This window comes from Pseudomonas sp. E141 (genome assembly GCF_052659885.1).
In genome coordinates this window covers 2,910,798-2,931,849 of the sequence record NZ_CP084024.1, presented here as the reverse complement: position 1 = coordinate 2,931,849, position 21,052 = coordinate 2,910,798, and the positions used below count along the sequence as shown (strand labels likewise).

Below are 21,052 nucleotides of genomic sequence, written 5' to 3'. Positions count from 1 at the left end.
CCCGTGGCCTGTTTCGTTCAGCGCGAACAACAACGGTGACTGACTCACAGCATCCGGGGGAAAAACCGTTTCATCTGATCTGCTCGCCGAGAATTTCACCCTGAATTCTTGCCGCATCGCGTGCTGGGGGCAGTCCGAATACTCGTGCGTAATCGCGACTGAACTGTGTAGCGCTTTCGTAACCGACCTCCAATGCCGCGCTGGTAACGCTTTTGGCATGGGCGACCAGGAGTGTCCGAGCCTGAAGCAAGCGCACTCTTTTTTGGTACTGCAGAGGGCTCAACGCGGTCACGGCTTTGAAGTGACGGTGAAAGGCCGAAACGCTCATCGCAGCCCGTTGTGCCAGCGCTTCCACGCGAATGGACTCGGCAAATTCCCGGCGAATGTACTGGATCGCGAGGCTGACCCGAGCCATGGCGCTATCGGGTGCTGCGATATCACGCAGCATCCAGCCGTGAGGGCCTTGTAACACCCGGTAGAGGATCTCTCGTTCGTAAACGGGGGCAAGGGCCGCAATGTCTTCAGGCCGACTCATCAACCGCAGCATACGGACCCAGGCATCCATCAACTCGGGCGTGACTGAGGCTACCGAAAAGCCCGCATCCTTTTCGTATTGGCCGACAGGCTTTGGCAGGTCGGCGAGCAAAGTTGCCAGGACCGCCGGGTCGAGTGTCAGGCTGACCGCCAGGTAAGGCTCGCCGGACGCAGCGGGATGGACTTGGCCAACCGCTGGCAATTCGATGGACATGACGAAATAGGTCGCAGGGTCATAGTCCAGCGTACGGTCGCCGATGGTCATTGACTTACTGCCTTGCAGAATCAGGTTGATCATCGGTTCGTAAACGGCGGCCAGCAAATGCGCCGGGATTTCACCCTGGACCATGGCCAGGCGCGGTATGCCCGTTTCCGTGCGGCGGTTCTCGGCCCGAGCAGCCAGGGCGCGCAGTTCGTTGAGTGGGTTGGTCATGGGGGCCATCTGAACCCAGGCGGATGCGTCCACGCAAGCAAAAAGCAGAAACAGGCAGGATTCGAGCAGGAACGGCTGCGCTCGCTACCAAGGCGATGGTTACTGTGGTGACTCAACTCAGTGACAGTGGAGCAGCGAATGAGCGTGATCGCCATGCTGCTGTCCGAAGAAGGACGCTGGATCAATGCTCAGACGATCGAAGTCGCGGGCGGCTACAACATCTGAATAGCGAGGCTAGCGCATGCTTGATCATATTTTTATCTCAGTCAGCGACATTGAGCGTTCCATCCGTTTCTACACCGCGACACTGACCCCGCTGGGCATTACCGCGCGACTTGATTACGACGGCAAGGACGGACCGCCAGGCCACCCGGATCTCAAGGGCTTCGGCGCCAATGGGCGGATGTTTTTCTGGTTGCGCGAGGGCGTCGTCGAGGGGCGGGCCGTGCATGTCGGTTTCGTGGCGAGCAGCAAAGCCGAGGTCAACGCGGCGTATGCGGCGGCTATGGAAAATGGCGCTCATGACAACGGCGCACCCGGCGCACGTCTGCATTACGACCCCGATTACTACGCAGCCAATGTCCTTGACCCGGACGGCTACAGCCTCGAATTCGTCTACAAGAACTGGCAGCACAATCAATGAAAAAATTAATGATCTACGGCGCGACGGGCTACACCGGGCGCATGGCTGCCGAGCATGCCAAAGCGTTGGGGCTGGAATTTGTCATCGCCGGACGCAATGGCGAAAGGTTGCAGGCTCTGGCTGCTCAACTGAACGTCACGTACCGAGTGTTCAGCCCGGATATACACGCAGCACAATCCCTGGAAGGCATCAGCGTGCTGCTGAACTTCGCCGGGCCTTTTGCACAGACAGCGCACGCCCTGATGCAGGCCTGCATCAAGGCTGGGGTCGACTACCTGGATATCACTGCCGAGATCAACGTCTATCGGCAGGCCGAACAGCTTGGCGCACAGGCCGTCCAAGCGGGTGTCATGTTGCTGCCCGGCGTCGGCTGGGACGTGGTGCCGACAGACTGCCTGGCCATGCATGTCGCCCGTCGTGTACAGGATCCGCAGTCGCTGAAGATGGCGCTGCAGGTCGCAGGCTCCATGTCACGGGGATCGGCTTTGAGCGTCAGCGAGATCATCGGCGCGGGGCTCTTGGCGCGGGTGGACGGGTTACTGGTGGCAACACCCGACGCGCAGCCTCAGCACTTCGACTTTGGCGATGGCCCGGCACTGTGCGCGCCGCTGTCCTTCGGTGATCTGATCACCGCGTGGCATTCCACCGCTGTCCCGAATATCGCCATGTTCGTGAATATCACCGGTGATGCCTTTCCCGAAGGCGACCTGTCACAACTTCCCGACGGCCCAAGCGTTGAACAACGTGAGGCCAACCGCGCCCGCGCCGTGGCAGAAGTCACAGGGGCTGACGGCACGGTGGCGCGTTCAATGATCGAGACCGTCAACGGCTACACCTACACCCCCCTGGCGGCCGTGGAGGCTGCTCGGCGGGTGCTGGACGGTGAGCGGCGAGCAGGCTTTGAAACCCCGGGCCGGATGTTCGGTGTCGGTTTCGCCGAGACGATTGCAGGGACGACAATCACTGATTTATAGGGCGCTATAGCGCTCCACACGATCACCCTACGGCCTGCTTGCGATATCCCTTCGCCAGGTCCCGAGCCAGCACGACGAAATTGCGCAATGCGGGCGATTCGTTGTCCTGGCGGCAGACCAGCGTCAGCGGTGCGACAAGGCGGGGGCGGGCGCCCAGGATGCGACGGTAGACGACACTTTCCCGGTGAATGTCGCGCATCGAGGCCGGCACGACCGAGACACCCTCACCAGCCGCAACCAGGCTGACATTGGTCAGCATTCTTTCCACTTCGAAAGCGACTCGCGGTTCGAAGCCGACCGCCTCGCAGGCGCGCAACAGATTGGCGTACATCCCCGGCGCGCCGGGCCGACGAACCAGGATAAAGGGCTCGTCACGTATGGCCCGCAGGTCTACGGCATCGGGGTGCTCGGCCAATGCGGGGTGGCCCACCGGCAACACCATCAATAATTCCTCCACCAGCAGGCGATGGAACTCGATCCCGTCTGGTCGGCTGACCGGCGCACGAAGGATGCTCACGTCCAACTGGCCGGCGCTGGCACGTTCGGTCAAGCGACCGGCGTTGCCTTCGGCGAGCGTGATTGCCACCGCCGGGTACTGTTCGCGAAAGGCACGGATGATGCGCGGGATCAGCGGGTGTGCCGCGGCTGATGAGGTGAAACCAATTGCTAATGTGCCTTCCACGCCCTTGGCCACCCTTGCAGCCCGACGCGAACCGTCCTGCACGCGGGCCAGGATGGCCTTGGCCTCCTCCAGAAATACTGCGCCACCGGTGGTCAGGTCAGCGCCCTTGGGATGGCGTTTGAACAATTCGAATCCGAGTTCGGTTTCCAGCGCGCGGATCTGTTGGCTCAGCGGGGGTTGTTGCATGTTCAGGCGCGCGGCGGCGCGGGTGAAATGCCCTTCTTCGGCGACCATGACGAAATAGCGGAGATGGCGAAGTTCCATATAAACGGGAGTCCTGGTGGGGCGGGAGCAGACCGGTGGCGCAACTGCGGCTCTTGATCGGTTAGGATACGGGGCACTGAAGCGACTAAAACAACAATATTGCGCGACGGCCCATGATTTTAGCCAAGCTATACCGCAACGATACCCTGCTGATCCTGATCGCGATTGCCCTGGGCATATCGCTTGGTGTCGTGCAGCCGCAATGGGCGACGCGGATGAAGCCGCTGAGCGATGTTTTTCTCGGCGTGATCGGCCATGCGGTACCCCTGGTAATGTTCGTGCTGGTGTCTTCTGCGGTGGCGGGCTTCGGCGAGCGCGGGCAAAAGACGCGGTGTGCCAGCCGCGTGCTGGCTTACTTCCTGCTGATGACCGTGCTGTCGCTGATCACCGGGGCGGCACTGGCGATATTGCTGGCACCTGGCGTCGGCGGTGAGTCGCTCCCGGCTTCCATCGCGCGGCCGATCAGCGATCTGCCCTCGGCGGTGATGACCAGCCTGGCTCAGATAATGGCTCATACCGTCATTCTTCCCGTGTTGTTGGCTGCATTGGTGTTCGGCCTGGGGCTTGGCTATGCCGGTGATGCGGGCGAGCCGCTGCGGCGCAGGCTGGATGCGCTGGTCGGCTGGCTGCTGTGGGCGCTGCGCAAGGTGCTCAGATTCGCGCCACTGGCCGCCTTCGGGGCGATGGCCTTCACGGTGGGGCGCTATGGGCCAGCATCCGCTTGGTCGCTGCTCAAGTTCGTGGGCACTGTCTACTGCGCCTGTTTGTTGTTTGTCACCCTGGTGCTGGGCCTGACGGCGCGGTGCACCGGCCTGGGGTTATGGCGTCTCATCGTCTATATCAAGGCCGAACTTTGTCTGGTGGCCTTTACCGGCGCTTCGGTGGCGGCGGTGCCAGGGCTGATCGAAAAGCTCGAGCGGGCCGGATGCGATCAGCGGGTGGTGCGGCTGGTGCTCAGCACTGGCTACACCTTCAATCTCACCGGCTCGAATATCTACCTGACCTGTGCCCTGGTGTTTCTCGCCCAGGCCGCTGGGGTAGTGCTGGATGGACCGCTTCTGGTAATGCTGTTGTTGGTGACGCTTGTGACCTCGATGGGCTCGACCAGCGCGGCTGGCTCTGCCTTTTTGACGCTTGCCGCCACGGTGGCCGGCCTGAATCTGGTGCCGCTGGAAAACCTCGGGCTCCTGCTCGGTGTCGAGCGATTGATGAAATGCCGATCACTGACCAACGTGATCGGCAACAGCCTGGCGTGTGTGGTGATCTCGGCCTGGAGTGGTGCGCTTGACCGCTTGGCCCTGCGCGAGGCGCTGATGCCCGGGAGGAAGGCGACGCTTCCCGACGCTGTGGCCGGGAAGCGCTAGGGCTCAGTTCTTCAGCAGTGCGCCAAAGGCATTGTCCAGGCTGGTCTCGGCCTTCGCCAGCCGCTCACGGCGACCATTGGCCCAGTGCTGATCACCGGCCAGCGCGTCGTTCGCTTCCTTGAGCATGCGCTTGACTTCGGCCGGTTGCGGGCCGCCCGTGCCGACGCGGGTCTTGACCATGTTCTGCGGCGACAAAGTGGCCCGGAAAGCTGGCTCAGTCAGCGGCAGGGTGCGGGTCTTCCAGTTGTACTTCTGCGCCGCTTTGGTGAACAGTTGCTGCGCCTCGGCGTAGGGGAAGTTGGCTGGCACGAAACCTTCCTTGCGCGCATGGCCTACCACCAGCGAGGCGAAACTGTGACCGATACGGAAGGGCACCTTGTGCTCGCGCTCCAGGGTGTCGGCCAGCTCCATCGAGGTGGTCCATTCGCCTTCCAGTTCCTCCAGCGCACGCTGCGGATTGATCACCAGCGCATCCAGGACCTGGCGCGTGCGGACGAACATCTGCTGCGCATTATCGAACAGCCCGAGTGCGTCGAAGGCGAACTTGTAGTCGGTCATGCCGGTGGTCACGTTGTGCGCACGCAGAGTGACGGTCTGGGCAAGACCGACCACATCAGTGGCCGATTCCCGCGCGCGCATGATCAGGCCCGGGTTGCGCTTCTGCGGCATGGCGCTGCTGGTGTAGGTGGCGCCTTCCTCAAGCAACAGCCAGGGCCGAATCTGATGATATTGCGTATGGATGTCGCCCAGCATCGCGCCGATACGAATCGCCGAGGATGAGGCAATCCCGGCCGCCTCAATAGGAATGTCATAGGTCGAGACCTGTCCGGCATCCAGCGAGTTTTCCCGGACGCCATCGAAACCGAGCAATTCGGCCAGGCGTTCACGGTTGAGTGGCCAGCCGGAATTGGCCAGCACCGCCGTGCCCATAGGGCTGAGATTCAGACGCTCATACAGCTCGCGTATACGCTGGGCGTCGCGCTCGAACGCGGCCTCATAAGCCAGCAGGTAATGGGCGTAGGTGATCGGCTGCGCCTGCACGCCATTGGTGTAGGCGGGGATCAGCGTATCGACATTGTCCTTCGCCAGCTTCAGCAGTTGCGCGCGAGTGTCATTCATCGCGTCGGTGTAATCCAGCAGTTGGCTGCGCAATGTCGCGAGGCGGTAGGTGGCGTACATGTCCTGGCGACTGCGGCCGGAGTGAATCAGCGAGGCCTGCGGGCCGATCTTGTCGATCATGATGCGCTCGATCTGTAGCACGTCGCTGGGCTTCTTGCCGTCGGGTTTGCCGGCCTGATCAATCACGTACTGAACGCCGCGGGCGATCTCTTGCCCTTGTTGGCGGCTGACGATGTCTTCTTCAGTCAGCATGACGATGGACGCCTTGTTGATCCGGTTGACCCAGGTGAACTGGTTGTCGTGCTTGCTGTGCTTGGCACCAGCACGATCGACCGTCGCGCCAATCTTCGCCGCCTCGGCCGCGCATTCGGCTGTGGTGCGGCAGGGCAGGTCGGCAGTGTCTGCCGCCTGTGCGCTCAGCTGGGTGGTGGCCAGGGCGCACGCCACGGCCAGGCAAAGCAGTGTTTTTCGCAAAGTCATGATCAATATCCTGTTCAGCAAAACCGTTGCCCGCTCGGGCAACGGTGCGGTGTGGGCGGGCGTTAGAGCAGCGACAACGTGTAGCTGAGGATGAAGCGGGTCTGATCGATGTCATTACCCGTGCTTCGGTAGGTGCCGTTGCGCAGCTTCACGCCGAAGTTCTTCAACGCGCCTTGCTGGAACACGTAGCCGATGTCGGTATTGCGTTCCCACTCACGACCGTCGCGTCCGCCAGGGCCGTCGAAATCGTCGCCCCGCACATAGCGGGTCATGAAGCTCAACCCAGGCATGCCCACGGCCGCGAAGTCGTAGTCGTAGCGCAACTGCCAGGACTTCTCGCCGGGGCTGGCGAAGTCCGGCGAGATCATCACGTAGTTCACCAGATACGAATTGGTGCCATTGATATGCGGAAAACCCGTCTCGCCACTCATCTTCTGGTACGCCGCCCCGAACGCGTGACCGCCAAGCTCATAGGTGAACTTGGCGCCAAAGGCATCGTTGTCGACGTTGGTGTTTCCGGCCTCGGTGGAACGGGCGAAGCGCAGATCGCTCTTGAACGCCTGGTCCTCGCCCAGCGCCAGCACGTGCGCCAGGTTGAAGATGTGCTGCTTGTAGTTCTGATCCAGATGGCCGTAGTGATAGCCCGTGGTCAGTTTGGGCGTCCAACGATAACTGGCGCTGGCGAAATCGAACCGGTCACTGGCCTGACCGCCGCTGATGCCCTTGCCGGCCACCAGCATGTCCTCATTAGCGGGGGAGTTGCGCAGGCTGTTCTGGGTCAGGCGCCCCGCGTTCAGCGTCAGCCCGCTGATTTCCCGCGAGGTCAGCATCCCGCCGCGAAAAGTCTGCGGCAGCAGGCGCGAGTCGTTGGGCAGCACGGTCGGCAGCTTCGGCACCAACGTGCCGGCGTACAGCGTGCTTTTCGAATAACGCGCCTTGGCTGTCACGCCCAGCTGGCTGTACTCATCCGGTGCCTTGTCATCGCCGACCGGCAACAGGCCAGAGTTCTGCCGGTCCGGCCCCGAGTCGAGCTTTACCCCCAGCAGGCCAATCGCATCGATACCGAACCCCACCGGCCCTTCGGTGAATCCGGACTCGTAGTTCAATAGAAAGCCCTGCGCCCATTCTTCGCGTTTCGACTGGTTGGCGTCTTCCTGTCGGTAATCGGCGTTGAAGTAGAAATTGCGCAGTTCCAGCGATGCCTTGCTGTCCGCAAGAAAGTCGGCCATGACCACACCCGGCAAACCCGCGCCCAGCGTAGCGGTCGCAATTGCCGCGGCGAGCGGCTTCGGTGACCTGTGCATTGATGTCTCCTGATTATTTTTATTGGAGGTGGACGCCGCAGATAGAAGGCCACGCAGCGTCCGGGCGAATGCTAGTCACCAGTGCGAGGGAATTGAAAATATATGTTATGTACTGAGTTCAGATGTTTTGCGTATGGGCGGGGCAAGTTAGGGTTTTTTGCGGGCTACTTACCGTGCTCAATATTCATGTGTCGTTGGGGTTTGGGAAGCCAAGGACTGGCTTGCGAAATCGCACCGCTGGACGTGCCAGCGATCGGGAACGCCGGTCCTGATTGACGCTGGGCAGCTAACGTCCGCTAGGGTTGAAAGCCTTCGTTTCTATCGTCGACTCACGTCGCACTTGAGTCCGAGACACGTGCAGTTCGCACAAATAACGCGTGCACCTTCTCCCAGAAATTCCCCCCGAGTACAAAAAAGCTGCCAATCAGCATGACGTCACCCAGCAATTGGGCCTGCCAGAGGTTCGGTCTGAGACCTGGCCAGAAGGCATCGACGTAAGGCTCGAGGAATGAGGAGATCAACGGCAAGCAGAACATCACGATGCCGATTCGATGACGAACCGGGCCAACTTCGTCCTTCATGGAAGGCACAAGCCCGGACACGTAACCGACCAAGCTGCCCTTCAACTGCTGGAAGCCGGCCTTGCCCATGACGGCGATGACGAGAATCAGCAGGACTTTGTTGCTGATAAACAGGACCCCAGTCAGCGCTGCGATCTTTGATCCAGGCACATCGAGCGCCGCCGCGACTGGCACCATCAGCCAGGAGCCTAGCATCAGACAAATGATGGCTATACCCAGTTTGAAGCGCCATTTAGCGGTATGGGGGGAGTTCATGGCTGCCGTACCTTTTTGACGGGTCTTATCAAATATAACGATGCTGAAAAGCTTAGCAGTCTGCGGGCGATCAGGGCGTCTATGCTCCTGTAATCTTCCTTGACTGGAAAAAACGCATGCATCTGACGCGATCGGGCCAACTGCTAGTGTTTGGAGTGCTCGGCTTGAGCGGCTGCGTGCGCCTGGGGCCAGACTTTCAGTCACCGAGGGAGGCGTGGCCAGGACACTGGACAACTCCTGCCCTTGAGCAAGTCAGCCAACGCAGCCGGGCCCCGGACTTTCGTCAATGGTGGCAAGTTTTCGGCGACCCGGTCCTCAATCGTCTGATTGCCGAGGCGGATGCCAACAATTCAGACCTTAAAGTTGCCGGTCTGCGGGTGATTGAGGCACGGGCCCAGCTGGGTATTGCCCAAAGCGGGCGTTACCCACAACTGCAGCAAGCCAGCGCCGACAGTCTGTACTTCAACCGTCAGCAATCCGGCGGAAGTAGTCCGCAAAACAGTCATTTCTGGCAATACAGTGCGGGGTTCGACATTGGTTGGGAACTGGACTTCTGGGGGCGCTTCAGTCGCGCCATTGAATCATCCGATGCCAGTTACTTCGCCGCCCAGGCCAATTTCGAAGACGGGCTGGTTCTGCTACGCGCCCAACTGGCCAGTACTTACTTTTCGCTGCGTACCACCGAAGCACGTTTGCGCGTGGCCAAGGAAAACGCCAAACAGCAAAAGCGTAACTTCGAGATAACCGAGAAGCTGTTCAAGAGCGGCCAGAATGCAGAGCTCGACTTGCAACAAGCCAGAACCCAATACCTGGGCACCCTCAGTACCATCCCCAACTTCGAGGATCAGGTTCTGCGTACCCGTAATTCTTTGGCGGTACTGATTGGACGGCCGCCCGGCGCTCTGCCGCAACTGGTCGAAAATGAAGGATGGATTCCGCTGGTGGACCGTACCGTGCTGCAGGATGTACCGGCCAACCTGCTGCTGCGCAGGCCCGACGTGCGTGCCGCTGAACTCAATGTCGCGGCCCAGTCGGCCCTGATCGGCGTGGCCGAAACCGATTTCTATCCGTCGCTGACCTTGCTGGGCAGCATCGTTTGGACGACTGATACGCTCAATGGCACCCCCAGGAGTCTGGACCTGATCGGTGGCCCGAGTCTGCGCTGGAATCTGTTCGATCACGGCCAGATCAGTAACAACGTGCGCGTGCAGGATGCGCGGTTGCAGCAACTGATCGAAGGGTACCGCGAAAAGGTGCGCCAAGCGGCACGCGAGGCAGATGACGCAGCCAATGGACTGATCAAGTCCCTGGAGCGCGAAGCAATCCTGCGCGAGGCCGAAGTCGCCGCCAAGCGGTCACTGGTGCTGGCCAACGCCCTGTATCGGGAAGGGTATTCAGACTTCCAGCGAGTGCTTGACTCGCAACGCGCACTGCTGGAGCAACAGGACAATTACCTGGTCAGCCGAAGCAATGCCGTCAGCAATGTGATTGCCCTATACAAAGCGTTGGGCGGCGGTTGGTACAGCGGCCAACCGAAAGTCGCCCCTGCCACCCGCCAGCAAATGGAAGGGCGCACGGACTGGGGCAACTTGCTGGATGAGCCTTCAGCAGCGGAACCGAAAAAGGTCAACAATCATGAGTGAAGCCGCGCAGTCTTCCACCGATGCCTCTTCCCCCGAGGCGCCAGAACCGCCAGTTGAATCCGGCTCAAAAGGCATCAAGTGGGTACTGATCTTGATCACACTGAGTCTGGTCTGGTACTTGTTGGCGGACCGCTTCACGCCTTATACGCAACAGGCTCGAGTCGGTGCTTTTGTGATACCGGTGGCTGCGGAAGTGGCTGGTCGAGTCATCCGCGTCAACGTGCGTAACAATCAGGACGTCAAGGCGGGAGACGTGCTGTTCGAAGTGGATCCTCAGCCATATCAGATTGCCGTCGACCGTGCGCATGCAGATCTTGAGTCCACCCGCCGACAGATCGGTGCCAGCACCGCCGGCATAGCCGCGGCACAAGCCAATTTGCGAGCGGCCCAGGCGAATGAACTCAAGGCGCGGCAGGACAACCAGCGGCTCGAGAGTTTGTACCGCGAAGACCCAGGCACCATTTCCGTACGCTTGCTCGAAGTATCTCGCGCCAACTACCAACAAGCGGTCAGCCAGGTCGCCGCCGCCCGTGCCGAGGTCCAGCGCGCGCGCGAGCAAGAAGGTGGCAGTGCGGAAAACAACGCTTTGCTGCGCAGCGCCGCCACCGCGTTGTCGAAAGCAGAACTGGACCTGGCTAATACACAGATTCGCGCACGTTCGGCAGGTTTGATCACCGATCTACGCACCGACGCGGGGCAGTTCGCAGCCATCGGCAGCCCAGTCATGACCCTGATCGCCATCCATGATGTGTGGATCAGCGCAGACATGACCGAAAACAACCTCGGTCTGGTCAAGCCCCAGACACCGGTGGCGATCGTCCTGGATGCATTGCCAGGCGAAGTGTTCGACGGGCGTGTACGCAGTGTCGGCTACGGCGTCAGCGTGGGTCCGACGACAGCGCCCGGTACATTGCCAACTGTGCAGAACAGCCGGGACTGGCTTCGTCCGGCACAGCGTTTTCCGGTGATCATCGAATTTTCCGAGGATTCAATGGCCAGGCTGCGTGACACTCGCGCGATACGTGCCGGTGGCCAAGCCGAGGTCATGGCTTTCCCCTCTCAAGGCAACCCGCTGAATCCACTGGGCCGCATATTTCTGAGGCTGATGAGTTGGCTGTCTTATGTCTACTAAGCGGACGCCGAGGACTCAGCGGGCGTTGCGCCTGGCTACAGGCACCGCGCTGTGCCTTGCGGTCAGCTTCGGCGTAGCCTTGCCGATTCCCTTTATCGCGCCCGTGCTTGCGGTACTTTTGATTTCCACCCTCAATCGTCCGTTGCAACTCAAGGCTGGACTGACACTGGCCCTGGTCGCGATGTTGACCACCGGTGTAGGCCTATTGCTTATCCCAATCCTGCGCTACTACCCGTTCAGCGGCGTTCTCCTGGTCGGCGTGAGCCTGTTCCTGGTTTTTCGATCGGGTCTGCGTGGCGGCAATAACCTGATCGTCACGTTTCTGGTGATCGGCCTGACCATGATCTCGTCAGCTGGCTTCGTCGATTTTGACTTGGCGATGATGATCATCGGTGCATTGGTTAAAGGCTTGATCCTCGCTGTCATCGTGCTGGCGATAAGTCATTGGCTGTTTCCCGAGTCAGCCAATACTCCGTCACCACCTGCGGCCCCGGCCTTGCGGGCGGAAGACGTCGACAGGGTTGCGCTACGGGCAGCGCTGATTGTATTACCAGCGTTTCTGGTGGCCCTGATTGATCCGGCCACTTACCTGCCCATTGTCTTGAAAGCGGTCAGCCTGGGTCAGCAGAGCTCCACAACGACGTCGCGTAATGCCGCTCGAGAATTGATTGGCTCGACCTTGTTGGGAGGCCTGCTGGCGGTATTGTTCTGGTGTGCACTGAGCCTCTTTGTACATCTATGGATGTTCTTCCTTTGGATGCTGCTGTTCGGCCTCATGCTGGCGCGCAAGCTATATGGGCTAAGCCCTACACGGTTAAGCCCAGGGTTCTGGCTCAACAGCCTGATCACCCTGATTATTCTGCTGGGCCAGTCGGTTCAAGACAGTATTGCAGGCAAGGACGTCTACACGGCGTTTGCCGTGCGCATGGGACTGTTCATTCTCGTGACGCTGTATGCCTGCCTGATGGTGCATATTCTGGATCAGCGACAACCAGGGCGGGCTCAAGAATTAATCTGATTGGATGAAACGCTTCAGGGGCGATTCTTGCGGTGAAATCCTCAGAAATCAGGGGAAAGGGTGGCAAAAGCGTTTACTCACTTTGGGGCGATGCAGACTGCCGGTCGTGAAAGTCCACTATCGACTCATACTGTTTTAAACCGCAGGTCTTGAACTGCTCGGCGGTGTTTTCACACAGCCTGGACCCCCTGCTGCCGGCTGTGACAGGCAGCAAGGGGCCAATCTCTCTCGTGCGCTGCGTCGGCAGCCGTGGCAGCACATCTATGAGATAGGCATACGGATCATGCCCATGCATGCGTGCTTAGATATCCAGGCAAATTTTGCCGAAATGCTGGTTGGTTTCCTGATACTTGAACGCTTCGACAATCTCGCTCATAGGGAAATGACGATCAATAATCGGGCGCATGCCATTAGCATTGATGGCTCGGATCATGTCCTGCTGCTGGCTGCGGCTACCCACCAATACACCCTGCAGACGCACTTGCTTGATCAGTGCCGGTACAAAATTCATTGCACCGCTTACGCCACTCAATATGCCGATGACGGAGATGTGACCAGCAACCCGAATGGCACTCATCGATTGCTCAAGCGTCGCAGGGCCGCCGACTTCGATGATGTGGTCAACACCACGGCCACCCGTTAGCGCGCGTGCAGTTTCACCCCAGTTGAGGTCTTTGCGGTAATTGATCACATGATCAGCGCCTAGCGCTTTCAGACGTTCAAGTTTTTCGTCGCTTGAAGAGGTCGCAATAACGGTAGCGCCGGCCATTTTAGCGAACTGCAGGGCGAAAATTGAAACGCCACCAGTGCCTTGGACGAGCACGGTGTCGCCCGGCTTGAGTGAGTCATCGGCCATCAGGGCGCGCCATGCAGTCAGGCCAGCGGTGGTAAGCGTCGACGCTTCAGCATGGCTGTAGCCAATAGGCGCGAGGGTGAACGATGTGGCGTTGGCCGTTACTTGCTCACGAGCGTAGCCGTCAATGCCATCACCTGGCACGCTGACAAAGCCTTCAACCAGTGGCGTACCGTTGATCCATTCCGGGAAGAAAGTGCTGACGACCGAGTCACCTACCTTGAATTCAGTGACATCTGGGCCGACAGCAATGACTTCACCTGCACCATCGGCCATGGGGATGCGTTTTTCGCTAGGGCCCCACATACCGCTGACCACCGCGAAGTCGTGGTAGTTGAGCGAGTTTGCATGAAGACGGACGGTGATTTCGCCACGCGCTGCGGCTCGGACTTCGCTGCTGCCAACCACAACCTTTTCATAGCCGCCACCAGGTTCAACGAAGATAGTTTTGCTGCTCATAGGGGTTCCCTCATGCTTTCTCATTACGCGAAATAACGAAATGAATGTTTAAAAATTACAATTCGATGATCAGCCTAGCCGCAAAGTCATTAATCGCCTGCTCATTGCGCCGGTAGTAAGTCCATTTTCCGATGCGGGTGGTCAGGACGAAGCCTGCACGTTGCAAGATAGCTAAATGTGCAGACGCCGTAGAAGGTGAAAGCCCGGCCTTGTGCTGCAAATGGGTGACGCAAACGCCTATCGCAGGATCGCCATGATCCTGAGGGGGGAAATTACTGAGTGGGTCTTTGAGCCACTCCATCATTTGCATGCGAGTGTCATTGCCCAGGGCTTTGAGCTGTTCGAGTATCATGGGCGGCAATGCTACGCTTTTTTACGAAATGTTCAATAAGTAATCTATGCTCCCGCGCAAAGGGTTGAAATCAAAAACGCATCCAGCTGAATCGACCCCGCTATTTGTAGACGCATTGAATGACTGCTTGGACTACCCCGCTCCGGTAGACATCCCCGGTCTATGCCTGAACGACTGCTTCTAGCCGCAAGCCGCCTCTCGCAATCAACGGTTCTCGCTGTTTTTCACTCGAAGTTTGAGCGGAGCGACAGTAAGACAAAATAAAACAAACCCGACACAAGATTCCGGGTTTGTTTTATTGGCAGGATGCTTACCCGCTATCGCGGATCCACGTTATCCAACACCAGGTTCGCCAGCAACGCACTCAGTTCGATCAGGTGCTGAATGCCGAGGGCAGCGTGACGTCGTGAACCATCCAGCTCGAAGCCAGGTCGCTAACCATTGCATCGGCTGAGGCCAGGGTCTCGCTAAGCAACGAACCATGCTCCCAGGAGCGCGTACATTTCGTGGCGAAAGCTTGACGACGCTCGGAGACGCTGCTGTCGTAAGCCGGGTGATCTCTGTTCAGAAATGGCCTGTCGACTGACTAGGCCTGGACAGTTACGCTGACGTTTTTCACCGGCACGGATGAACTTATGCCAGAGGTTTACCAAGGAAGCTGCCTGTGCGCAGCCGTCAGTTATGAACTACTCGCCCCACCGAAAGCAGTGAGTCATTGTTACTGCAGCCAGTGTCGCAAAAGTCACGGAGCAGCGTTTGCTTCCTACGGCAGCGTTCCGCGTAACGCGCTTCGAATACTCAGTGGCGCCACCAGCATCAAAACCTATGCATCTTCACGGACGGTATTACGGGAGTTCTGCGTGCAGTGCGGTTCGACGTTGTTCTGGTCTCGATCTCAAGGGGAGTTTGCCTGCTGGGTTTCGGTAGCACTGGGTACCCTCGATACGCCTTTTCTGCCTCAAAAGCAGAAAGACGTTCATTTCGATAGCGCAGCTCCTTGGTACACACTGTCGCAGGAACGCTTGGGCAGCCAGTAAAGTCATCAATATCGATATGTCTCACGCTGGGAAGGTGAGAGGGTATGCGCCTTTTGCTTGGCCGGGATAGGCCAAGCGCTCCGATTCAACTTTGGGTTTCTACGATCCTGAGCCAAGGCCAGCGAGCCTGATAACTTTTCGCCTTCTGATCGAACAGATCTGGCTTGGGATTCTTTGGGTTGATGCGAAGGAGACCTTGCTCGGTGTCGGCCAGGCCGTTGGGGGCATAAACTTCGCCAGTTTCTATATCCAAACCAATGCAGGTACCCGAAACCAGGTAGCGATCAACTCCATCTTTAGCCGACTGAAGCTGGGGATAGTCCGCTCCAAACCGCTGGCGGTACCACAGGTGAACGCGAGCCTGATTCTTGATCTCAACGTTCACTCCAAGGTCTTGGAAGAGACGCTGAGCTGAGGTGATGACCTCATTCTCAGCGTCCCAGGACAGATCACTGTCGAAGTAAAAAACGTCGTAATCCTTCACCCCCCAGGCGGGCGGCAGCTGTGACTGATGATTCCAGACGGCTTGGAACAGGCAGCCTGCAGTGAGCATGCATTGATTCAAACCGAGTGAAGGTAGGCGTGAGGTGATTTCCGCATTTATTGGATTGGCCATTGCTATCCTGACCAACCTTTCGACAGTCAATGTCATTTTCGTCCCTTTGGAATCGATCTAGTGCTGGCGACCGGCAATACATCATCGCTTGGTAAAATTTCTCCAATGACGGCGTTTCCACACACTCTGGGCCAAGAGCGGTCATTGGTGACGGGGCTACAAACCGGGCTGTCGATGCCGGGCATAGAGAATTGAACCACCCACTCCGGACGTTCCCCTAGCTTGCAGTTCAAACGTATCCGGATACCCCTTGATCAGTTCACTGAGCTTTTTATAACCATGGGTGCGAGGGTCGAATTCAGGTCTCAATTTGCTGATGTTGGTGCCCAGCGCACCCAGGTGAACCCAGCCATCCTCGTCGGCAATGTCATCCAATATCTTTGCAATAAAACTTACGGGTGCCTTGGGTAGTTTTTTCGCCTCGGGCGTACTGGCGACATTAACGGTCTCAATTTCGGCGAGTGGCTCGGGTTCGGGGCGATCATGTCCATTGCTTGCAGCAACAAGCGCTTCACCGCGCAACAATTCGGTATAGATAAACTTGTCGCAGGCCGACACGAACGGCCTCGGGGTTTTTTCTTCACCAAACCCGTAGACCGTCAAACCTTCCTCTCGTAACCGCGATGCGAGTCGGGTGAAGTCACTGTCGCTCGAGACCAGGCAGAAACCGTCGAAGCGGCGGGTGTATAGCAGGTCCATTGCGTCGATGATCAACGCACTGTCTGTTGCGTTCTTACCTTTGGTATACGCGAACTGTTGAATAGGCTGAATCGAATGGTCGAGCAGCACCTTTTTCCATCCGCCCAACTGAGGGCCAGTCCAGTCGCCATAGATACGCTTGACGTTGGCGACACCATACTTGGCGATTTCTTCGAATAAACCTTCAACAATTGCCGCGGCGGCGTTGTCGGCGTCGATTAACACTGCCAAGTGTTTTTGCGTGACGGTGGGTGCGTGGATGGCCATAGGTCGTCCTCGAGTTGAGGACTTAAACATACCGTTAAAGCAACGACGAACAAAAGGGGCGCCGCTGCCAGAGGGCATGAAACAGTGGGCGGCTGCGACAACAGGGGAAACCTATGGGCCAGGAAATGAGCCGGGTAATCAGGAGTCCGGGATGCTGATGCTGTTATCCGAGTTACTGAGAAGGCGAATACGACCGTAGTACCTGAGAAACCATGGAACAACGGGCCTAGTCCTGTGAAGATGGTTTTTCATCCTGAAGGGTGCCCACCAGGGGCACCGTTTCAGTTCTATCGCAAGACGCCAGACTCAAACCAAGTCTTCAGGCTGCATGGTCAGAATGATTTTCCCGACGTTCTTGCAAGATTCCATCCGGCGATGTGCATCGGCGGCCCGTGATAGGGGGAACGTGCTGTCAACGACAGGCTCGAGGCTTGCAGCACCATCGAAGCGATCAAGCCAATGCTCACGGAAGCGCCTGATCATGTCGTGCTTCTCCGGCTGCGTGCGGGACTTCATGACCGTGCCAATGATTTGCAAGTGACGGTAGAGGATATGCTCCAGCTCTATAGTTACTTTGCCGCCACCGCCGAGGATGCCAACCTGAATCAGGCGGCCGCCATGCGCAAGGGACGCGACGTTGCGTGCGAAGTAGGGCTCGCCGACGAAGTCGATGACGATATCGACGCCTCGACCGTTGGTTTTATCGGCAATGACTTCGGCGAAGTTCTGTGTCTTATAGTCAATCGCGACATCTGCCCCCAAGTGTTCGACGCGAGACAACTTGCTGCCTTCAGTTGTCGCATACACCGTGGCGCCTGTGGCGTAAGCCAGCTGCACGGCGGCAGACCCAACGCCTCCAGCAGCAGCGTGAATCAGCACCGAGTCGCTGGCCTTGAGCCGAGCCAGATGCATCATCGCTTCATGGGCGGTGACGAAGACCTCCGGAATTGCTGCCGCGTGCACATAGTCCAGCTGGGCAGGGATGTGCATGGCCATGCGGTAGTCGATTCGAGCCAGTTCGGCATAGGCGCCGCCTCCAACAACGCCCATCACTCGATCACCCACCTCAAATCCGATCACCTCACTGCCTGCATCGATCACCTCTCCGGCGATCTCCAGCCCGATGATCGGGGAGTCACCGAAATTAGGATGGCCATAGCCACCCGTTCGATGAGTCAGATCCGCACGGTTTACCCCCGCGGCATAGACACGCACTAGCAGGTCGGTAGGACGCACTTCAGGAGTGGCAACCTCTGCGAGTTCCAGAACGTCTGCGGCACCAAATTCTCTGATGTTGATGGCTTTCATGCTTGGTTGTTCTCCGATTCGGTAAACGTGGCGTTGGCGATAGCAGACGCGGTAATGGCGCCAGGGAATCCCACGTAGAAAGCCAGGTGCGTGATCGCCGCTGCAATTTCGTCATGGTTAACGCCATTGCCCACCGCCCGGCGTAAATGAGCGGGCAATTCTTCCGAGTGGCTCCCGGCGATCAATGCGGCCACGGTGATCAGGCTGCGGTCGCGGGGGGACAATGCCGGATCGCTCCAGATCTGCGGATAAAGCGTTGAGTCGACGAACTGCGACAACTTGGGAGTGAATGCGCGCGCCGCTTCGCGGGGACTGCTGAAATTGATCTTGGACATGGGAATTACCCTTAAACCTGGCTGATGAATTTGTGGGTCAGATAGTGCTCGATGCCTTCAATGCCGCCTTCCGAGCCATGACCGCTTTCTTTCATGCCGCCGAACGGAAGCTCGGTGGCGACGATGCGGTATTGGTTGATCCCGATCATTCCGGCCTCCAATCCGTCAGCGACGTCAATCGCGGTTCGCGCACTGGATGTGAATGCGTACGCTGAGAGCCCGTAGGGCAGGCGGTTCGCTTCTTTCAGTCCATCCGCCAATTCATCGAACGGCATCAGCACTGCGATCGGGCCAAAGGGTTCTTCGTGCATGACTCGGGCGTTCAGCGGCACATCCGCCAGAACGGTGGGCTGGAAGAAGAAGCCTTCACGTGACAAGGCTTCGCCCCCGACCAATACCCGAGCACCTTTCTCGACGGCATCGGCCACCAGTTCTTCCATCTTTGCCAATTGCCTTGGGTTGGCCAAAGGGCCCACTTGAGTGTCTGGATGCAGGCCATCACCGATTCTCAGGGCTTTGGTTGCAGCGACAAAATGATCGACAAAAGCTTGATAGGCACCGCGCTGGATCAGAAAACGAGTGGATGAAATGCACACCTGTCCGGTCCCGCGAAACCGATTCGCGACACCTTCGGTTGCAGCCTTTTCAATATCTGCATCTTCGAATACGAGCACGGGGCCGTGCCCACCCAACTCAAGGGTGATGGGCTTAACGCCTTCGGCAGCTCGGGCAGATAGCAGGCGACCGATGGGCACTGAGCCGGTAAAGGTGACTTTGCGAATGATCGGTGAGGCGATCAGATGGCTGGACACTTGATCCGGTACGCCGAAGACCACCTGCAGCACCCCTTTGGGCAAGCCTGCGTCGTCGAGCGCACGAGCCAGGGCCAGCGCTGTGGAAGGACTTTCTTCACCTGGCTTGAGGATAACGCTGCACCCGGCGGCCAAGGCTGCCGAGAGCTTGCGGGCTGGAGTAATGGCCGGGAAGTTCCAGGGTGTGAACGCTGCCACTGGGCCGATGGCCTGGCGTTTGACCAGTTGCAGTACGCCAGGACGGTTGGCGGGTACCACGCGGCCATCAATACGCCGGGCACTCTCGGCGAACCACTCGAAGTATTCCGCCGCACGTATCACTTCATCCATGCTTTCACCCAGCGGCTTGCCTTCTTCCAGTGTCATTTGCGCGGCGATGTGCGGTGCTCGTTCAATGATCAGGTCGGCGGCCCGCTTGAGGATTTTTGCGCGTTTGTCAGGTACGGTCTGGCGCCATTGTTCGAAGCTCAGTCGAGCCACCTCAAGGGCGTTATCAAGGTCACCTGCGGTGGCGAGGGGGACGCGCCCGATCATCCGTCCGGTTGCCGGGTTAACGACAGCAGCAGTGTCGCGCCCTTGGTCACTGATCCATTCACCACCGATGAAAAGATAAAGCGGGTCGTAGGGAGTGTTCATGATGTGGCCTTCATTTGGTTGTCAGGGTTTGGTATGACGCTCGGCGCCTGAGTGGCTTTGCCGCAGGCCTGTTGAGGCGGCCTGTGCAACCAAGTCTATGGAAGGCGACACCGTTGATTTAGTCGGCCCAGAGGGAATCATTGTTGTCAGCAGAGGTAATATCGAGCATCGGGCCGAGCGTGTAGCATCATGGAAAAATGCGTGTTGTCACGGGTATGCGTCAGATCTGAAGGAAGGTCGCAATGGATAAGCTTTCGAACATGTCGGTCTACATAAAGGTTGTCGAGATGGGCAGTTTCACTGCCGTGGCAAATCATCTGGACTCCACAGTAGGTAACGTATCGCGTGCTGTTTCTGCGCTCGAAAATGTGCTCGATGCGCGTCTGTTGCAGCGCTCGACCCGGCGCCTGTCGGTCACTGATGCGGGGCGGCGGTTCTATGAGCGGTGCACGAAAATTCTGGCTGATCTTGAGAGTGCGGAAGCCGAAGCAAGCAACGCGGCCTTGCAGCCCAGGGGAACACTCCGTGTGCATTGTGTACCTGGACTGGCTCGGCATCTGGTCACGGGGGCCGTGCTGGAATACCGCAAACATTTTCCGGATGTCACTGTGGATCTATTGCTTTCCCAGCGTATGCCTAACCTGCTTGAAGACCAGCTCGATGTCTCGATTCTGATTGCCCGAACGCTGCCTGATTCGGCGTATGTCAGCCAAAAGATCGGTGTCAGCCATTGCGTTCTGGTGGCGTCACCAGACTATCTGGCTCGACATGCGCCGCCCGTGACGCCGAAGGATCTCGATGATCACCAGTGTCTGCTGCTGGGCACCGTGGACTATGTCAGGGATGAGTGGCAACTGAAGAGCAAGGCGGGCGACGCGACATTTGTCCCTGCCGGGCCAAGTTTCAGCGTGAACGATATGGATGCGATGGCGGTGGCTATTCGGGAGGGGGCTGGAATTGGGTTGCTGGCCGGGTTTACGGCCGTCGAGGATTTGCGCTCCGGGAAGCTGGTGCGGGTTCTGCCTGACTTCCATACGTATGAGCGCAACGTCTATGCCATCTACAACTCACGACAGTTTGTCGATGCAAAAATCACCCGCTTCATCGACACGTTAAAGGATCGGGTTGGTCGTCAATTGGCAGCCACCGCTCAGGAGCTCATCCATTGACATCAGTATTTTCACCTCGACAAGACAACATTCGAGCAACTCGCCTAAGCGCAAGGATATGTAGCCCCCCAAAAAACACCACC

21 protein-coding genes and 2 pseudogenes are annotated in these 21,052 nt (G+C 58.4%); 9 read left to right on the top strand and 14 right to left on the bottom strand.

What is annotated here, in order from left to right; all coding sequences use genetic code 11:
- Positions 1 to 70 precede the first annotated feature (70 nt).
- The gene (locus tag GKKCFE_RS13060; protein ID WP_445577963.1) at positions 71 to 967 is read right to left on the bottom strand and encodes an AraC family transcriptional regulator; all 897 of its coding nucleotides are present in this window, start codon (positions 965 to 967) and stop codon (positions 71 to 73) included.
- A 144-nt stretch (positions 968 to 1,111) separates the two neighbouring features.
- Here GKKCFE_RS13060 and GKKCFE_RS13055 point away from each other — a divergent pair.
- The 3 genes and pseudogenes from GKKCFE_RS13055 to GKKCFE_RS13045 form a co-directional block, all read left to right on the top strand.
- Positions 1,112 to 1,192: pseudogene (locus GKKCFE_RS13055) on the top strand (3-oxoacyl-ACP reductase); the annotation flags it as partial.
- A gap of 16 nt (positions 1,193 to 1,208) precedes the next feature.
- Positions 1,209 to 1,610 carry a VOC family protein gene (locus tag GKKCFE_RS13050; RefSeq protein WP_445577962.1) on the top strand — a complete coding sequence of 134 codons (402 nt, stop codon included), beginning with the start codon at positions 1,209 to 1,211 and terminating at the stop codon, positions 1,608 to 1,610.
- Positions 1,607 to 2,584 carry a saccharopine dehydrogenase family protein gene (locus tag GKKCFE_RS13045; RefSeq protein ID WP_445577961.1) on the top strand — a complete coding sequence of 326 codons (978 nt, stop codon included), beginning with the start codon at positions 1,607 to 1,609 and terminating at the stop codon, positions 2,582 to 2,584. Before GKKCFE_RS13050 ends, GKKCFE_RS13045 begins: the two co-directional genes overlap by 4 nt.
- A 22-nt stretch (positions 2,585 to 2,606) precedes the next feature.
- Here GKKCFE_RS13045 and GKKCFE_RS13040 read toward each other — a convergent pair whose 3' ends face one another.
- Positions 2,607 to 3,530 carry a LysR substrate-binding domain-containing protein gene (locus GKKCFE_RS13040; RefSeq protein WP_188250790.1) on the bottom strand — a complete coding sequence of 308 codons (924 nt, stop codon included), beginning with the start codon at positions 3,528 to 3,530 and terminating at the stop codon, positions 2,607 to 2,609.
- 113 nt (positions 3,531 to 3,643) lie between these two features.
- On the opposite strand from GKKCFE_RS13040, the gene GKKCFE_RS13035 reads away from it, so the two are divergent.
- Positions 3,644 to 4,894: a cation:dicarboxylate symporter family transporter gene (locus GKKCFE_RS13035; RefSeq protein ID WP_177513909.1), complete on the top strand. Its 1,251-nt coding sequence runs from the start codon at positions 3,644 to 3,646 to the stop codon at positions 4,892 to 4,894.
- Between the two features lie 3 nt (positions 4,895 to 4,897).
- Here the strand turns inward: GKKCFE_RS13035 and GKKCFE_RS13030 are convergent, their stop codons facing one another.
- The 3 genes from GKKCFE_RS13030 to GKKCFE_RS13020 all read right to left on the bottom strand — a co-directional run bounded on the left by GKKCFE_RS13030 (position 4,898) and on the right by GKKCFE_RS13020 (position 8,633).
- Positions 4,898 to 6,493, bottom strand: coding sequence for an argininosuccinate lyase (locus GKKCFE_RS13030; protein WP_107322328.1), 1,596 nt, complete (start codon positions 6,491 to 6,493; stop codon positions 4,898 to 4,900).
- Between the two features lie 62 nt (positions 6,494 to 6,555).
- A complete protein-coding gene (locus GKKCFE_RS13025) occupies positions 6,556 to 7,797 on the bottom strand; it encodes an OprD family porin (protein WP_047225697.1) in 1,242 nt (413 codons plus the stop codon).
- 329 nt (positions 7,798 to 8,126) lie between these two features.
- Positions 8,127 to 8,633, bottom strand: coding sequence for a transporter suffix domain-containing protein (locus tag GKKCFE_RS13020; protein ID WP_076384367.1), 507 nt, complete (start codon positions 8,631 to 8,633; stop codon positions 8,127 to 8,129).
- 116 nt (positions 8,634 to 8,749) lie between these two features.
- Here GKKCFE_RS13020 and GKKCFE_RS13015 point away from each other — a divergent pair, with 116 nt between their 5' ends.
- Genes GKKCFE_RS13015 through GKKCFE_RS13005 form a run of 3 tightly spaced genes read left to right on the top strand, consistent with a single transcriptional unit; the run spans position 8,750 to position 12,426 of the window.
- Complete coding sequence (locus tag GKKCFE_RS13015; protein WP_445577960.1) at positions 8,750 to 10,276, top strand: TolC family protein; 1,527 nt, start codon at positions 8,750 to 8,752, stop codon at positions 10,274 to 10,276.
- Positions 10,269 to 11,408, top strand: coding sequence for an HlyD family secretion protein (locus GKKCFE_RS13010; RefSeq protein ID WP_445577959.1), 1,140 nt, complete (start codon positions 10,269 to 10,271; stop codon positions 11,406 to 11,408). Before GKKCFE_RS13015 ends, GKKCFE_RS13010 begins: the two co-directional genes overlap by 8 nt.
- Positions 11,398 to 12,426 (top strand): DUF2955 domain-containing protein, encoded by a 1,029-nt coding sequence (locus tag GKKCFE_RS13005; protein ID WP_445577958.1) that lies wholly within the window; start codon positions 11,398 to 11,400, stop codon positions 12,424 to 12,426. The genes GKKCFE_RS13010 and GKKCFE_RS13005 overlap by 11 nt, the downstream gene beginning before the upstream one ends.
- A 73-nt stretch (positions 12,427 to 12,499) precedes the next feature.
- Here GKKCFE_RS13005 and GKKCFE_RS13000 read toward each other — a convergent pair whose 3' ends face one another.
- The 4 genes and pseudogenes from GKKCFE_RS13000 to GKKCFE_RS12985 form a co-directional block, all read right to left on the bottom strand.
- Positions 12,500 to 12,721, bottom strand: coding sequence for a transposase domain-containing protein (locus GKKCFE_RS13000; protein WP_445577957.1), 222 nt, complete (start codon positions 12,719 to 12,721; stop codon positions 12,500 to 12,502).
- 6 nt (positions 12,722 to 12,727) lie between these two features.
- Positions 12,728 to 13,738, bottom strand: coding sequence for a zinc-dependent alcohol dehydrogenase family protein (locus GKKCFE_RS12995; protein WP_047225703.1), 1,011 nt, complete (start codon positions 13,736 to 13,738; stop codon positions 12,728 to 12,730).
- A 55-nt stretch (positions 13,739 to 13,793) separates the two neighbouring features.
- Positions 13,794 to 14,090: an ArsR/SmtB family transcription factor gene (locus GKKCFE_RS12990; protein WP_047225704.1), complete on the bottom strand. Its 297-nt coding sequence runs from the start codon at positions 14,088 to 14,090 to the stop codon at positions 13,794 to 13,796.
- Between the two features lie 317 nt (positions 14,091 to 14,407).
- Positions 14,408 to 14,562, bottom strand: a pseudogene (locus GKKCFE_RS12985) (DUF6124 family protein); the annotation flags it as partial.
- Positions 14,563 to 14,725: 163 nt separating this feature from the next.
- On the opposite strand from GKKCFE_RS12985, the gene GKKCFE_RS12980 reads away from it, so the two are divergent.
- Positions 14,726 to 15,127: a GFA family protein gene (locus GKKCFE_RS12980; RefSeq protein WP_445577956.1), complete on the top strand. Its 402-nt coding sequence runs from the start codon at positions 14,726 to 14,728 to the stop codon at positions 15,125 to 15,127.
- Between the two features lie 85 nt (positions 15,128 to 15,212).
- Here GKKCFE_RS12980 and GKKCFE_RS12975 read toward each other — a convergent pair whose 3' ends face one another.
- The 5 genes from GKKCFE_RS12975 to GKKCFE_RS12955 form a co-directional block, all read right to left on the bottom strand.
- The gene (locus tag GKKCFE_RS12975) at positions 15,213 to 15,779 is read right to left on the bottom strand and encodes a nucleotidyltransferase family protein (protein WP_445577955.1); all 567 of its coding nucleotides are present in this window, start codon (positions 15,777 to 15,779) and stop codon (positions 15,213 to 15,215) included.
- 120 nt (positions 15,780 to 15,899) lie between these two features.
- Positions 15,900 to 16,709 carry an NYN domain-containing protein gene (locus GKKCFE_RS12970; protein WP_107322332.1) on the bottom strand — a complete coding sequence of 270 codons (810 nt, stop codon included), beginning with the start codon at positions 16,707 to 16,709 and terminating at the stop codon, positions 15,900 to 15,902.
- Positions 16,710 to 17,015: 306 nt separating this feature from the next.
- Positions 17,016 to 18,017 carry an NAD(P)H-quinone oxidoreductase gene (locus tag GKKCFE_RS12965; RefSeq protein ID WP_445577954.1) on the bottom strand — a complete coding sequence of 334 codons (1,002 nt, stop codon included), beginning with the start codon at positions 18,015 to 18,017 and terminating at the stop codon, positions 17,016 to 17,018.
- Positions 18,014 to 18,352 (bottom strand): carboxymuconolactone decarboxylase family protein, encoded by a 339-nt coding sequence (locus GKKCFE_RS12960; protein WP_445577953.1) that lies wholly within the window; start codon positions 18,350 to 18,352, stop codon positions 18,014 to 18,016. Before GKKCFE_RS12960 ends, GKKCFE_RS12965 begins: the two co-directional genes overlap by 4 nt.
- 11 nt (positions 18,353 to 18,363) lie before the next feature.
- Positions 18,364 to 19,800, bottom strand: coding sequence for an NAD-dependent succinate-semialdehyde dehydrogenase (locus GKKCFE_RS12955; protein ID WP_445577952.1), 1,437 nt, complete (start codon positions 19,798 to 19,800; stop codon positions 18,364 to 18,366).
- Between the two features lie 242 nt (positions 19,801 to 20,042).
- On the opposite strand from GKKCFE_RS12955, the gene GKKCFE_RS12950 reads away from it, so the two are divergent.
- Positions 20,043 to 20,969 carry a LysR family transcriptional regulator gene (locus GKKCFE_RS12950; protein WP_047225710.1) on the top strand — a complete coding sequence of 309 codons (927 nt, stop codon included), beginning with the start codon at positions 20,043 to 20,045 and terminating at the stop codon, positions 20,967 to 20,969.
- Positions 20,970 to 21,052: the final 83 nt, after the last annotated feature.